This is a genomic window from Calditrichota bacterium, from assembly GCA_013151735.1.
Taxonomy (GTDB): domain Bacteria; phylum Zhuqueibacterota; class JdFR-76; order JdFR-76; family BMS3Abin05; genus BMS3Abin05.
Map to the genome: position 1 here is coordinate 1 of JAADHR010000202.1, position 14,607 is coordinate 14,607.

Sequence of the window (14,607 nt, forward strand, 5' to 3'; positions counted from 1 at the left end):
CACCCCTAAATCCCCTCTTGATAGAGGGGACTTCCCTCGTCGCTAAGTTTAACCATTTCCGGTTAACGTGGGTGCAACGGGTTAACGTATTTTCACTAAATATTTTTCAATCACTTTTGTAAAACTCGCAATGATAGAGATTTTAGTGTCATAACCTTCGTGACTTCGGTTTCTCGTGGCGAAAATTTTTGAATCATGCAGGTTAAAGATCTTTGCATGGGGGATCAAACAATTTTTCAAAATAAGAACCAAAAAAGGCTTTTCTTTTTGAAAAGCTTTTCTTATATTTTTGAGGGAATTTTTGCAAATAGGCTGTAAAACATTAAAAAATGAGGAGATCAATATGGCTTCACAAATGTTGCGTGTGGTGCAGTTTGGCTTGGGTCCCATTGGGCAGGCAAGTGCCCGGTTGGCCATCAAGCGGCCAAACATGGAATTGGTCGGAGCAATTGATATAGATCCAGAAAAGGTTGGGAAAGATGTGGGCGAATTGGTGGGCGAAAAGGCCATTGGCGTTCGGATTTCGGACGATGCGAAAAAGGTCCTCGCAGAAACCAAACCGGACATCGTGTTGCACACGACGCAGTCGTTCATTCCGGTTGTGTTCCCCCAATTTGAAACGATTTTAAGTGCCGGTGTGAATGTCGTTTCCTCCACGGAAGAGCTGCTTTTGCCGAGTCTGAAGCATCCGGATTTGGCAGAAAAATTGGACCAATTGGCCCGGGAAAACGGTGCAACGATTTTGGGTACGGGTGTCAATCCCGGCTACGTATTGGACACACTGGTTTTGGTGGCCACAGGGGTATGCGAAGATGTCACCCGCGTACGGGCCGAACGTGTGGTGGATGCCTCTGAGCGGCGCTTGCCTCTTCAGAAAAAGGTGGGTGCCGGTATGACGCCGGAAGAATTTCAAAAATTGGTGGACGCCGGCAAATTAGGCCACATCGGCATGAAGGAATCCGTGGCGCTGGTGGCCAAAGGGCTCAACTGGGAGCTGTCCGACATTCAGGAAGAAATCGAACCGATGATTGCAGACGATACCTACACCACCCCGTTTCTCACGGTTCCGAAAGGCATGGTGGCTGGCATTCACAATGTGGGCCGCGGGTTCGTCAATGGGAACGAGTTGATTACACTGGATTTGAAGATGTACGTAGGCGCCAAAAATCCTCACGACGGCGTGATTCTGGAAAGTGTGCCCCCCATTCACCTGGAAATTACCAATGGAACCATGGGTGACATTGCCACGGTGGCCATGCTGCACAATATGGCACCGATTGTGGTGAATGCCGATCCCGGTCTCAAAACCATGATTGATCTGCCCATTCCGCGGGCGTTTTTGTAGAAGACATGAAAATCTGAGGCGCAGGATTTCTTCACATATTTCTGCGCCTCCGTTTTTTCTAATCCGAAGACTCTCCATGAAAAGCACCTCTTTCGAAAAACAGAAAATTCGTATCCAATTGATCGGTCTCTGGCAATTGCTGCGCCCTGTCAATGTCCTGATTGGTGCTCTGTCCATTGGTGTGGGAGCGGGTGTGTCCGGGAGCCTGTCGCCTGTTCGAGGGGTACTGCTGGCCTGTCTTTCCGGGGGGCTCATTACCGGGGCCGCCAATGCGGTGAACGATTATTTCGACGTGGCCATCGACCGCATCAACAAACCGGCCAGGCCGCTTCCTTCAGGGAAGGTCTCACCCGCCGTGGCGCTGGTCTGGTCACTTTTCCTCTTTGCTTTGGGAATCGCTCTTAGTTTTGGAGTGAATTCGCAGGCAGCGGCCATTGCGGTTCTGGCCTCGGTTTTGCTTTTTCTGTACAGCTGGCGGTTCAAGCGACTGCCGCTCATCGGGAATTTCACGGTAAGTTTTATTTCCGCCCTGGCATTTGTGTACGGGGGGGTGGCCGTGGGACGCTTTCAAGCGTCTCTTATCCCGGCGACCTTTGCCTTTCTATTTCACTTCGGACGGGAAATTCTAAAAGACATTGAAGACATCACCGGGGACCGCGCCCAGAACGCCCGCACCTTCCCGATTTGCTGCGGTGTACTCGCCTCGAAAATCCTGATCACGGTTATTTTTTTTCTCTTGATTTTAGCAACTCTTTTTCCTTATTTTAAAGACATTTATAACGACTGGTATTTTGTGCTGGTTCTTCCGGGGGTGGATGTGTTTCTGGTGTACGTGATATGGGCGCTCTGGAAAAGCACGGAGCCCGCTCATCTCCACAAACTCAGTACGGCACTCAAAGTGGATATGCTGGTGGGATTGGTGTCGATTTTGGTGGGAATCCAGAATTTCTGAGACATTAAAAATCAAATGGTAAAATTAGACTGCCCACGAATCTCACGAATTATCACGAACTGATTTTATTAAATTTGAATTCGCGCAATTCGCGGGTATTTTTTTATTTTAGGTGACTAAAGATGCGGATCGTTTTACAACGGGTAACAGAAGCTTCTGTTTCAGTGGATGGAAAAATTGTGGGTGAAATTGGCAAGGGTCTTGTGCTTTTGGTGGGGATCAAAAACGGAGACACCGAGGACGATGCCCGATACCTGGCCGACAAATGTTTGCAGCTTCGGATTTTCGAGGACACCGCCGGCAAGATGAACATCTCCGGTTTGGAGATAGGAGCGGACATTCTGGCCGTTTCCCAATTCACCCTGTACGGGAACACCCGTAAGGGGCGCCGCCCCAGTTTTGTCCAGGCGGCCCCGCCGGAGATTTCGAGTCCCCTGTTTGACCGTTTTGTGCACATGCTGAAGGAAAGTGGTCTGAACGTGGCGACCGGGATTTTCGGGGCCGACATGCTGGTCAAAATTTACAATGACGGGCCGGTCACCATCATTCTCGACAGCGAAGACCGCTACAAACCCCGGCGTGAAAAATAGGCCTGAGGCGCAAAATCTTGCGTCTCTGCGCGAACCGCCGCTTGATTTACGGTTGTTTCCCAAATATGAAAAAAGACGCCGATTAATTTGAATTGACAACCCATTGAATCCTAAAGAAATAGACAAAATCAACCGATGAGCTTAATTGAGCTGCACAGGCCCTTAATTTTGGCCTCCGAGTCACCCCGCCGGGCACAACTGCTTCGTCAGGTGGGATTTGCATTCACAATTATACCGGCCAACGTGGACGAAACCCTTAAACCGGGTCTTTCTCCGGAAATTCAGGCACAGGAATTGGCGTTTCGGAAAGCCTCTCAAGTAGCCAGGCAGGTTCCGGATGGGTTTATTGTGAGCGCAGACACGCTTGTAGTTTTGGATTCCAAAATTTTGGGGAAACCCGGTTCGGAAGAAGAAGCCAAAAAAATGCTGGGCTTTTTAAGCGGTCGCACCCACGATGTATTCACCGGATTTACGATAATTGCGAATCCAGAGGGTAAAGTCATCACCGATGTCGAGAGAACGGAAGTCACCTTTCGACAACTGGAAGCGTGGGAAATCGATCGGTACATTAAATGCGATCAGCCATTGGACAAAGCGGGTGCCTATGGAATTCAGGATAGGGGTGCTCTTTTTGTTGAATCCATCAACGGATGTTATTATAATGTAGTGGGTTTTCCCTTGGCAAAGTTTTATAATCACCTAAAATCACTCTTAATTGAATTGGAGCAATGAGGAATTAGTAGAATGCCGACTCCCAAAGAATTCGGAAAAATGCTTCGCAAAGCCCGACTGGCAAAAAAAATGCGGACGCGTGATTTGCACAAAGCCACAAAAATCAATGAGGATTATCTCAAGGATCTGGAAGACGGCAAACTGACATTTTTACCCGAACCCTACATTCGTGCTTTTCTCCGAACCATTGCAAATGAACTGGGTTTGCCTCCGGAAAAGGTTCTTCAGGATTTTGATGATATTTTGCATCCGGCGGATTTTTTATGGGAAAAGGATGAAACGGAGGCAAAGGGTCAAACGGTTCCGGAGCCGAAAGAAAAGAAAAAAAAGAAAATATCGGAACAGGAGAAAAAATCACCGGAAGTGATTTCGAAAAAATCGCTTCCCGAGGAGAAGAAAGCATCGCAGAAGTCTGTCGCGCCTTCCACGAAAGCCGATCATAAAAAAACGGTTTCTTCCGAAAAAGTGAAACCCAGTTCAAAACCGGGGAGTAAAACATCCAACAAGACAGAGGTGCTCTTGGTTGTGGCTGTGGCCATCATCTTCCTTTCTGTGGGGTACATCTACTGGAAATACGGGCGGCAGTATTTTGTGGAAAAAAAGGAACCCGTCAGGGAAATTACGGTGTTTGAAGCGCATGACGACATTGTAAAACACGAAGAGCAGGCTAAAAAGGCGCAGCATGTCACGCCATCTGTTCAAAAACAAGAAACAAAATCCGGACCAACCCCTCAAAAGGTAAAGCTGCACATTGTCACATTGGATACAACCTGGCTGCGGGTTATTCGCGATGGAAAGGATACCAGCGAATATATTTTTCGCCCGGGCAACACACGCGATTTTGAAGCAGATTCTTTGATCCAGCTCAAAATGGGGCGAGCTGACGGATTGAGGCTGTGGGTCAATGGGGATTCTCTTGGCACCCTTGGTTCTTCGTCTCAGGTGGTACGCAAATTGGTAATTGACCGGAAGGGAATCCGGGAGAAGAAGCTGTGGCGCCCCAAGCCGATCGCTAAAAATTAATTTGGAGATTCCGTACAGGATGGTTATTGTTCATCTTTCTGATCTGCACTTATGCAGGAAAAATCGCCCCCAAAATTTGGATTTTACCCGGCGTTTATTGGAATACGGGTTGGAGAATGGCGGCGAACATTTTGTAATTACCGGGGATGTGACGCACGATGGTAATCCCGATGATTTTTTGGATTTGCGAAATCTTTTGCAGGAATACGATTTGCTTCGTTCGGACAAACTGTCGATGGTTATCGGAAATCACGACATCTTCGGCGGAGTGTACCTGGCATCGGATATTGCAACATTTCCGGATCGCTGCAAGACCACCAATTACTCTGAAAAGGTTAAGACATTCAGAGACTACTTTTTTGAAGCGTTTGAAGGGACCCTTTATCCCCCGTTAAATGAAGGCATGGTTTACGCGAAATGCTTATCGGGCGTCTTATTTGTTTCATTCAATTCGAATGATCGCTATTCTCTGTTCAGGAATCCCTTTTCGGCGGCCGGCAATGTCACAAAAGACCAATTAAAAGAATTAAAACGCATTTTCGAATCTGATTTTTACACGGATTGTGTGAAAATTGTTTTGACCCATCACCATTTTAATGAACCGTATAAAAAATATTCAACGGTCAAAAAGAAAATGTTCAAATTTATTGAAGAACAGGGCAACCACTTGCGCCATCGAAAACAGTTAATCACACTGCTTCGAAAAAACAAGGTTGATCTTGTTCTCCACGGTCACGTGCACGAATCCGCCGCGTATTCCAAAAAAGGACTGCACTTTTTAAATGCCGGCGGATCGATTGACAAGAATCGCCCCGGGGAATTGAAGATGAATATTGTTACGGTGAAAGACCGCGTGGTTCAGACCGAAATTCGAATAATCCCTGCAAAGGGAGTGATTCACACGAAAGATGTGTATTCACGCCCCGTATTAAGACCGGAAGCAGGCATTTTGGCCTGAGCCGCCCGGGAGTGGGTTGGGAACCACGCATCTAATTTCTTCCCGGTCTTCTGCGCTTCCGGGCCATGGCCCTCACAGCCGCCTTTTCTTTCAATTTCGGAACCACCCACAGGGTGTAGGCTGTGGTAAATAAAAAGAAAAGAGCCATCCCAAAAGCCACCCAGTAGTTCTGGAAAAGCACCTTGCCGTTGTAATCCCGTGTCACGTCAGCAAAAATGCCGATTAACAATCCCGTGAAAACAATAATCGTTAAGACAGGGAATGTGATTCCCAGCGGAATTTTAAAGTCGCGGGGTGTATCGGGAATTTTCCTCCTCAAACGGATCACACAAATGGCCATGACCACGTAAATAAAGCATTCCAGCGCGGCAGCCATCATAATAATGTACAAATATTGTCCGGTGAAAAAGATCACCAGCGAGATGGCAATGGAAAACAGGACAAGTCCCAGGATGGCAACCCAGGGTGTTGCGTAGGTTAAATGCAGTTTGCTAAAGGATCGGGGCAGCACATTGTCCCGCGCCATGGCGTAGGTAAAACGCGATGTATTAAGCAATCCGGCATTAAACGATGTGACCGATGCCAGAATGCTCATAAAAACAAAGAGAACCACCCCATTTGATCCCAATAAATTTCGTGCAAACAGGATGTGGGGGATCGGGGTGCCGGAGCGGAGTTGCGCTTCGGTCAGGCCCTGGTGCATGGCTACAATGAACAGGGCGTAGGTTACGGAAAGCAATCCGATCGCAATCATCATTCCTTTGCTGATCATGCGATAGTCGGTTGTTTCTTCTGCCAGCGGGGTCACCCACTCATATCCGACATATAAGAAGATCCCTACACCGGCGGCCTGCAAAATACTTCCTGCATGAGCGTTGGGCTGATGCCAGGGAAAATCGAAATGAAAACCGTGTTTCCAGAAGGCATAAAGGGAAACGAGAATCAAAAATGAGAGCATGGAGTAGGTCAGAATATCCTGCACAATACCGGTGATTTTTACGCCGCGGAGGTTGATAAGGCCCACAAAAACAATGAAAAAAATGATCCAGAAAAGACGGTCCCAATAGAGACTAAAAAGGTGAAAAGAATGACTTAAGACGCTTGACAGCAAAAAACTCTCGGCGCCGACCATGGAAATCCCCAGCACCACATAAAACATGCCGATAATGATGGCCGTTTTTTCCGAGAAGGCGTTCTGAATAAACAATTTAATTCCGGCGGCCGTTGGGTAAAGGGAGGTCAATTCCGAGAAATTGAGCGATGAGAGCAGGGCCAACAGTCCCGCAACCAAAATGGAAATCCATGCCAGATCACCCGAAACCATATTAGCGACCTGCAACCCCGCCAGGTAACAGGATGTGGCCAGAGCCATTCCGGCCGAGGTGGAAACTACCGTCCGCAGTTTAATGACCTTTTTTAATTGAATCATGGATCAACCCTTTCAGTCATCAGGCCAGATAATCATTGAAATGGCGTCCAGTCGCAGGATATCTTCCTGGCTTGCCTTGACACGGATTTCTCCCTGTAAATATTTTTGCGAGGGATTTAAGTCCCCCCAAAACATGTCACAGAGGTTCTCGCTGGTTGTCGTAACAATTATGTCCGGATTTTCGATGGGAACAGCACTAAACGAAACGATTTCTCCATTTACGACGTCCATTGAAAAAACATCCCCTGTATCTTCTGCAACAAAATTTAGTTTGCGGGTCCAATTGCGCTGCATTTTTCGAAGGCGTTTGTTGTCGTTGCATTGAACCTGATAATCTGCCAGAGCTTCGAGGATTTCTTCCTTGCTTGCCATGATTCCTCCTCAGATTTTAAAATGTCCGGTTGAAAAAATAGAGTGAAAAGATTTAATCATTTACACCAATTCCTTTTTCGCGGGAAAGTTCGTGCATGGAATCGCTCAGCGCATTCAGCACGGTATCGACTTCCTCTTCCTGAATAACCAGCGGCGGCATCAGGCGCATCACACTGGGATCGTTGCCGGTGTAAATGGCCATAATATTTCGATCGGCCAATTTTCGGCTCATTCTTGGCCCGATAGATTCGTTGGTGTATTGGAGTCCCATCATAAGTCCCTTTTGCCGAACCTCCAATAGAAAATCGGGGTAGAGCTTCAGGAGTTCGTCAAAGCCTTTTTGAAAACGTTCTCCCATTTTAGCGGCATGTTCAACCAGGTGATTTTTTTGAATGTATTCGATGGTTGCCAGTCCAACCAGGCATCCCAGATCGGAACCTCCAAATGTGGACAGGTGAATGAAGGGGTTCATCAGAAAAAAGTCGTTGAGTTCTTCCTTGAAAATGGTGGCCGAAATGGGGTAAATGCCGCCGCTGAGGGATTTGGCCACGGTCATGATGTCCGGGACTACGCCCCAGTGTTCGCTGGCAAACATTTTGCCCGTGCGTCCGAATCCGGTTTGGATTTCGTCCAGAATCAAGAGGGTTTCATTCTCATCGCAAAGGTTCCGTATGTTCTGTAAATATCCATCGGGTGCAATGTGGATGCCGCCCTCTCCCTGGACAGGTTCAAGAATAATAGCGGCGGTGTCATCTGTAATGGCATTTTTAATCGCGTCAAAATCACCAAAGGGGACCATTTTAAAGCCCGGAATAAGGGGCTCAAAAGGTTCTCGGTAGGCCTTTTTTCCGATCGCCGAAAGGGCAAATCCGGTATGCCCGTGATAGGCCTTTTCCATGTAAATAACTTCTTTGCGCATGGTGTAGCCTCTGGCCAGTTTAAGGGCTGCATCGATGGCTTCTCCGCCGCCCACACCAAAAATGGAAACCTTTAGATCTCCCGGCGTGATCTCGGCGAGTTTTTTGGCCAGATCGGCCTTTTGTTTTGATGCCCACAGAAAAACGCCGATATCGTACGTATCGAGAGCATCTTTTAGGGCCTGCGCAATTTCTTTATTGTGACGTCCCACGTTCATAATTCCCGAACCGGTTTGGCAGTCGATGTAGCGCTTTCCGGTCATATCCCAGATGCTGGCTCCGTCCCGTTTTTCTTCAATCACATCCAAGCCGGCATTTTTGAGCGTTCGAACCTTCATGGAATTAATGTAGGTGCTGAAATCCCGCAGGGCTTCTTTTTTGATGTCTTCCTGATTTTTCATAATAGGCTCTCCCAGCAATTAAAGTTTTGGCAATAAATTTTTTATTTCTGGTGAATCCAAATTGTCTTTGGTAACTACGTACACACCCGTGTCAATTCGTTTGGGAATGGTCTTTCCTTGAAGAGCCAAAACGGCCATTTCCACTCCTTTGTAGCCCATTTTGTAGGGATTTTGAACGATAAGCGCCTGGAGATGTCCGGCCTTAAGCGCTTCAATTTCATTGGGAGCCGCATCAAATCCCACCACTTTAACCTGTCCGGTTTTATTTCGTGAGATCAATGCTTGCACAGCACCGATGGTTCCGGCTTCGTTGGCCGTAAACACCCCGTCCAAATCCGGGTGGGCCGTCAGGATATTTTCCATAACGTTCATGGCTGTGGCAACGTCACTTTGGGAATACTGAACGGCCACCAGCTTGATTCCCGGGAATTCCTTCAACCCCTGTTTGAACCCCTCCTCACGCATAATGGACGTGGCTGCCCCGGGAACAAAGGGGATACAGGCCACTTTTCCTTTTTGGTGGATGAGCCCCGCTAAAACATGTGCGGCCTTTTTTGCAGCAGCGATGTTGTCCGTTGCGATTAAACTCAGGGGAATGTCCGAATCCAGCCCGGAATCAATCGTAATGATTTTGATGCCTTTTTGATGGGCCTTTTCGACCACCGGAATCAGGGCCTTTGTGTCACAGGCAGCCAGCACAATGGCGTCCACTTTTTTGTTGATGTAATCTTCCAGAATGGCAATTTGTCCCGCAATATCGGTTTCAACCGCTGGGCCTTTCCAGATGATTTCCGCGTGAAAATCCTTTCCGGCTGCCTCGGCTCCCTTTTTGACGGTTACCCAGAAGGAATGGGAAAGTCCCTTGGGCGAAACCAGGATTCGGGGCTGGTTGGACTGGGTTTTGGAACAACCGGACAGAATGACTGAAATCAAAAAAATCGCAATGAGAAATCGTTTCATCTGAAATCCTCCCGTTAAAAAGTACTTATGGGTGTTGGAGCTGTTTTAAGGAATCCGTTTGAACAATCGGTAGCTGGCATTCCACCCATCCGTTGGTGTGGTAGATTTCCAACGATGGGGTGCCTGCTTTCAAATGGTGTTGTTCCAGCCATTTATGCAATTTGGGATATACTTTGATCGGGGCAAAGGCCGGGTGGGCTTTTATTTTTCCAACAATCACCGGTCGTGCAGGAATTTCTTCCAATTGAAGGGGCGGCTTTAGAGAGATAACTTGCTGAACCAAAACACCCCCCTTGCTGCGAAGTTTATTCTGGGGCACATTTTTGGGATTATCGTAAAAGAGGGCACACGGTTCACCTGCTTTAATTGCGGTGGTTTGAAGAATATCCTTAACTTTTTGGATGGTTTTTGCGGTCTGGTAGTAAGGGCCGGTATGCGGTAAACAGACTATTTTGTAGGGCCCCTTTTCCTGTTTGGAAAGGGTAACCGAGTTAAAAAAACCGATGTAATATAAAATTCCAATGGCTACAAGAATGGTAACCCCAATGAGTAATCCCAGCGTAGCCAGAATCTTTTTTTGCAAGGGACTCATGGCCCAGGTTCCTTTCGTTTGTGGCAATGAGCTTTTGTTGATTAAACAGATGTTTGAACTTTGCCGTTGCGAGTTGTGCCCAACTGAATGATAAAGAAACTTTCCAGCCATGCGGTATTTCTCGCACACGTTTGTTGGGCATGAATTAAAAAAAAGCCGAGACGTCCCCTCTATTAAGAGGGGATTTAGGGGTGTGTTATTTGTGACATTATCAGATAATAAGACAACATACCCCGACCCGCCCGCCGGCCGGCGAATGGCCCACCCCTCTTTTTAGAGGGGAGTTTTACGTGAATGTGCAAAAATAACGTGTTAGATTACTTAAAATAATTTATTTTTAAACCCTTCACGAAACTCAGTGCGAAAAAATAAAACCGTGAAAAATCAATTTCTGAAGTTAATGAATTGGACGGGGAAATCCAGATTCTTTTCCTTAAGCATTTGAATCACCTGCTGCAGATCATCGCGTTTTTTACCGGTCACGCGCACATGATCTTCCATCACCTGGGATTGTACTTTTAGGCGCATGTCTTTGATCAGTTTGTTGATTTTTTTCGCGTCCTCTTTGCTGATTCCCTGTTTAATCTTCACCACCTGTCGAACGGTTCCACCGGATGCTTCTTCGATCTTACCGTAGTCGAGCGCTTTCAAGGGAACGTTGCGTTTTACCAGACGGGTTTCGAGAATGTCGATGACGTTTTTCAATTTGTACTCGTCATCGGAAATGAGGGTTATTTCATCGTCTCCGAGAGAGATATCGCTTTTGCTCTTTTTGAAATCAAAGCGGTTGCGGATTTCGTGCATGGCCTGATTGATGGCATTCTTGACCTCCATCATATCCACTTTTGAAACGATGTCGAAAGAAGGCATGAGTATTCCTCCTGATAGAATGTCGATTTTTTGTTATTAAACAATATACAGCAGTCAAAGTCAATTCGCAAGGGAGAAATAAAATGAGGGGTTGAATATCGGGTTTGATTTCATTGATAGGTGTTCTATGCCATCAGGGGATTTCTAATTTCTTTTAAAAATTGATCTTTCCCGCGCGGAAAAATTCTTGAATGAGCCGCAAATGCTCGAATGATTAAAGGGGCGATTCACGAATCACCCCTTTAAAAACCACCCTTGCAAGAATTGTGATTCAGCCGTATTGTGCCTTTAAACTTGACTTATAAATAGATTTATACTATATTTTACCGAATCTACTTGATCCAACTCACCGAAAAGAATTATATCGGGAGGGAAAAACAATTTCCCTATTGAAAAATGAACAATGGATTTTAGAGTGGTTTAGTCAAAGTCAATATGACTTTGAGACCGCTCAATCGATGTTCAAAAGTGGACGGTATATTTATGCTGTTTTTATGTGTCATCTTTCAATTGAAAAGGCTCTTAAGGGTTTGTACTATAAAAAAACTGGGGAAATACCTCCAAAGACACACAATCTTATCACAATCTTATTTATTTGCTCAATAAATTGAACTTATCGCCTGAAGACGAATTAGTTTTATTTATTGGGACGTTGAACCAGGCAGGGATTGCCACGCGATATCCGGAAAATTTAAAACGCTCGATAGAAGCGTATCCCCCTTCCCGAACACAAGAGATTATTAGTAAAACAAAAGAGGTTATTGAATGGATCAAACGTCAATGAAAGTCATCCTAGAGTTTAAAAAAGCCTTATTTAAACAAGGACTGACTATTGAAAAAATTGTGGTATTTGGTTCACATGCAAAAGGAAACCAGCGTGAGGATAGCGATATTGACGTAGCCGTTATTTCGGACTCATTTGCAGGCAAAGATTTGTGGGAAAGAGCGTCCATACTGGGAAAGGCGGTTGTTTCTATTCAAGAACCTATTGAAGCTGTTGGCTATACACTGGAAGAATGGCAGCATGAAATCAGTCCACTGGTTCGAATTGCCAAAGCTGGTATTCCTTTTGAGTAGACTTATTAAATTAGGTTCTATTGGAATTTTTATGGGAAAGATAATCTTTTTTAAATGTAGACCGGTCTTTTAAACCCAACCCCTGACTCTCCCTCCCTGATTTCAGGGAGGGGGCCGGAGGGAGGGTCAAGGATGGACTGATACTTTTCCAGATAAATACTTACGAAATGAGACGGTACACAATGTCCATTTAGGGATAAAAAAAGCAGGTTCTCCCTTTTACTGATTTTTTTACAATAAAACAAAAATACGGGTTAAGCCTCGCCATTTTTTTACAGATTTCTTTTAATATGCTCTGCTAAAACAACATCCATAAAAAATTCCAGTAGAACCTTAAATTACAACATACATGTAGTACAGTCTAAAGACACAAAACAATTTACTAATTCTTGAACCCTTTGTAAGGCCCATTAGCAAACCCTGCCTTTATTTCTTAACCCCTCCGTCTGTGACGATTATTTCTGCAGGAAAATATGCGCGAAGACCTTGGCGTCGCCCAGAATATTTTCGATTTTGGCGTACTCGTCCGGCTGGTGGGCCAGTTCGTCCATGGTGCTCCAGACGGCCGCATGAAATCCGGCCCGCCGGAGAAATGCCGCCACCGTTCCGCCACCAATGCCCATCGGCTTCGCTTCCCGGTTGTACACCTCTTTAACGGCCTTTTTCAGGGCCTCCACGACCGGCGCGTCCGGCGGAGTAGGTGGAGCCGCTTCTTCCTTTTGCGGATGCTCGGTCTCAATCTTCACGCCGAATTTCTGCTCGATTTCACCGATCATTTCTCCGATTTTGTCCTCAATTTCTTTTAGTGAGTAATCGGGCAAGATCCGGGCATCCTGATAAAAGATGTCTTCGCCCGGGATGGTGTTGACATTGGCCACATTTGGTTCTTTCTTGGTCGGTTCGAATGTGCTGATGGGCGGATCAAAAAGAGGATCGTTTTTATCGAAAATGGTGTACAGATCATCCAGCCGCACGATCAGATGTGCCGCCGCGCGGTGGGCGTTGATGCCCTTTTCAGGTGTGGAACCGTGGCACTGCTTGCCAATCGTCCGGAATTTCGTCCAGAGGATGCTTTTCTCGGCCACTTCAATCATGGTACCGTCTTCATTCCCGGCATCGGGAATGATAATGATGTCCTCTTTACGGAACAAGTCGGGATGTTTGGTGGCAATGTACTCCAGGCCGTATTTGCTGCCCGTTTCTTCATCGGCCACAAGCAAGAGGGCCACATCGTATTCGGGTGTCACATTCTCTTCCCGCAACGCCTGAACGGCCAGAAATCCCGAAACCATCCCTTGTTGATTATCTTCCACCCCGCGGCCAATGACCTTGCCGTCCTCCACACGCACTGTCCAGGGATCCCCTGTCCAGAGCGAAAGCTCGCCGGGTGGTACCACGTCCATGTGGGCCATAACCCAAATAGTACGGCTGTGGTTTTTGCCCTTGAATTTGGCGACTAAATTGGGGCGGTACCCCGCAGGCACCCGGTCGTCCGGGGCGTTAATTTCCAGAATTTCGTCAGCCTTTAGTTTGTCCTTTAAAACAGTCTTAATGTACTCGGCCTTTTTAACCTCGCCCTCGCCGTCATTTTCCGGTCCCAGTGCCGGAATGGCCGTCAACCGGGTTTCGTACTCGATGGCTAAATCCTCGTAGTTGGAAATACGATCGGCAATCTTCTGAAATATGTCGGACATGGTCTTCTCCTTCCCTTCATTTTGCGCTTGATTTTTTGGAGAATCTTGTTAAATTTTGAAGCAATGACCCCTGTACAAAGAATCTTAACTACGAAATTTCACAAGTTGATTTTGTTGAATTTCAATTCGTAAAATTCGTGCAATCTCTGCCGTTGCGAGTTTTGAAAAACCGAAAGAGGAAACAACCTCACAGTTGCACTGTATTTTATTGCATATTTTTCATATATTTATTCAAAATGAACCGGAGTAACCGACCCGGAAGGGGCTGTATCAAAAGTCTAAAACTACGATTATGAGACTCATTCTTCCAGAACATGTCATTGCGAGTGCGCCTGAGGCGCACGAAGTTGAAAATGCGCCTTTGGCGTGCAATCCCATTATTTACAATATATTATGAGATTGCTTCGTCGTTCATTCTTCACTCCTCACAATGACAAATACTCATTTTTTTTCTGAAAAAAGGACTTTTGATACAGTCCCACGGAGGGAGGGCCAGAATGGAATGCTTTCTGTATTTTAAGAAAATAACTCCACAAAAAAGCCAGTAGAACCAAAAAAATCAGTACCATTTTGATCGACCTAAATCACATAGTTTTTCCTGCGCTTTAATTCGGCTTCAATGTCCTTTCGATGGGTCTCAAATCCCTTACGTCCCATCAAGGCGTACGTGGCAATTTTGCCTTCTTCCACGCCGG

14 protein-coding genes and 1 pseudogene are annotated in these 14,607 nt (G+C 46.3%); 8 read left to right on the forward strand and 7 right to left on the reverse strand.

Annotated elements, in window-relative coordinates; translation table 11 throughout:
• Nucleotides 1–343: 343 nt before the first annotated feature.
• The 6 genes from GXO76_14910 (at nucleotide 344) to GXO76_14935 (ending at nucleotide 5,600) form a co-directional block, all read left to right on the forward strand.
• Entirely contained in the window at nucleotides 344–1,345 is a 1,002-nt protein-coding gene (locus GXO76_14910; protein NOY79141.1) for a dihydrodipicolinate reductase, read from the forward strand.
• 76 nt (nucleotides 1,346–1,421) lie between these two features.
• On the forward strand, nucleotides 1,422–2,297 hold the full coding sequence (gene ubiA, locus GXO76_14915) for a UbiA family prenyltransferase (GenBank protein ID NOY79142.1): 876 nt from the start codon (nucleotides 1,422–1,424) through the stop codon (nucleotides 2,295–2,297).
• Nucleotides 2,298–2,419: 122 nt separating this feature from the next.
• Nucleotides 2,420–2,887 (forward strand): D-tyrosyl-tRNA(Tyr) deacylase, encoded by a 468-nt coding sequence (locus GXO76_14920; GenBank protein ID NOY79143.1) that lies wholly within the window; start codon nucleotides 2,420–2,422, stop codon nucleotides 2,885–2,887.
• A 150-nt stretch (nucleotides 2,888–3,037) separates the two neighbouring features.
• A complete protein-coding gene (locus GXO76_14925; protein ID NOY79144.1) occupies nucleotides 3,038–3,619 on the forward strand; it encodes a septum formation inhibitor Maf in 582 nt (193 codons plus the stop codon).
• A 12-nt stretch (nucleotides 3,620–3,631) separates the two neighbouring features.
• Nucleotides 3,632–4,642, forward strand: a complete 1,011-nt coding sequence (locus tag GXO76_14930) for a helix-turn-helix domain-containing protein (protein ID NOY79145.1) — start codon at nucleotides 3,632–3,634, stop codon at nucleotides 4,640–4,642.
• 19 nt (nucleotides 4,643–4,661) lie between these two features.
• Nucleotides 4,662–5,600 carry a metallophosphoesterase gene (locus GXO76_14935; protein ID NOY79146.1) on the forward strand — a complete coding sequence of 313 codons (939 nt, stop codon included), beginning with the start codon at nucleotides 4,662–4,664 and terminating at the stop codon, nucleotides 5,598–5,600.
• Between the two features lie 31 nt (nucleotides 5,601–5,631).
• Here GXO76_14935 and GXO76_14940 read toward each other — a convergent pair whose 3' ends face one another.
• The 6 genes from GXO76_14940 to GXO76_14965 all read right to left on the reverse strand — a co-directional run bounded on the left by GXO76_14940 (nucleotide 5,632) and on the right by GXO76_14965 (nucleotide 11,141).
• Nucleotides 5,632–7,029: an APC family permease gene (locus GXO76_14940; protein NOY79147.1), complete on the reverse strand. Its 1,398-nt coding sequence runs from the start codon at nucleotides 7,027–7,029 to the stop codon at nucleotides 5,632–5,634.
• A 12-nt stretch (nucleotides 7,030–7,041) separates the two neighbouring features.
• On the reverse strand, nucleotides 7,042–7,401 hold the full coding sequence (locus GXO76_14945; GenBank protein NOY79148.1) for a sterol carrier protein: 360 nt from the start codon (nucleotides 7,399–7,401) through the stop codon (nucleotides 7,042–7,044).
• Between the two features lie 52 nt (nucleotides 7,402–7,453).
• Complete coding sequence (locus GXO76_14950; protein ID NOY79149.1) at nucleotides 7,454–8,719, reverse strand: aspartate aminotransferase family protein; 1,266 nt, start codon at nucleotides 8,717–8,719, stop codon at nucleotides 7,454–7,456.
• Nucleotides 8,720–8,737: 18 nt separating this feature from the next.
• Nucleotides 8,738–9,679, reverse strand: a complete 942-nt coding sequence (locus tag GXO76_14955) for an ABC transporter substrate-binding protein (protein ID NOY79150.1) — start codon at nucleotides 9,677–9,679, stop codon at nucleotides 8,738–8,740.
• Nucleotides 9,680–9,704: 25 nt separating this feature from the next.
• Nucleotides 9,705–10,271, reverse strand: a complete 567-nt coding sequence (locus tag GXO76_14960) for a GyrI-like domain-containing protein (protein NOY79151.1) — start codon at nucleotides 10,269–10,271, stop codon at nucleotides 9,705–9,707.
• A gap of 384 nt (nucleotides 10,272–10,655) precedes the next feature.
• Nucleotides 10,656–11,141: a YajQ family cyclic di-GMP-binding protein gene (locus tag GXO76_14965; protein NOY79152.1), complete on the reverse strand. Its 486-nt coding sequence runs from the start codon at nucleotides 11,139–11,141 to the stop codon at nucleotides 10,656–10,658.
• A gap of 458 nt (nucleotides 11,142–11,599) precedes the next feature.
• On the opposite strand from GXO76_14965, the pseudogene GXO76_14970 reads away from it, so the two are divergent.
• Both GXO76_14970 and GXO76_14975 read left to right on the forward strand, forming a co-directional pair.
• A pseudogene (locus GXO76_14970) lies at nucleotides 11,600–11,925 on the forward strand (HEPN domain-containing protein).
• Nucleotides 11,907–12,218 carry a nucleotidyltransferase domain-containing protein gene (locus tag GXO76_14975; protein NOY79153.1) on the forward strand — a complete coding sequence of 104 codons (312 nt, stop codon included), beginning with the start codon at nucleotides 11,907–11,909 and terminating at the stop codon, nucleotides 12,216–12,218. The pseudogene GXO76_14970 and the gene GXO76_14975 overlap by 19 nt, the downstream one beginning before the upstream one ends.
• 455 nt (nucleotides 12,219–12,673) lie before the next feature.
• On the opposite strand, the gene GXO76_14980 is transcribed toward GXO76_14975, so the two are convergent.
• Nucleotides 12,674–13,912, reverse strand: a complete 1,239-nt coding sequence (locus tag GXO76_14980) for a M20 family metallo-hydrolase (GenBank protein ID NOY79154.1) — start codon at nucleotides 13,910–13,912, stop codon at nucleotides 12,674–12,676.
• Between the last annotated feature and the right edge of the window lie 695 nt (nucleotides 13,913–14,607).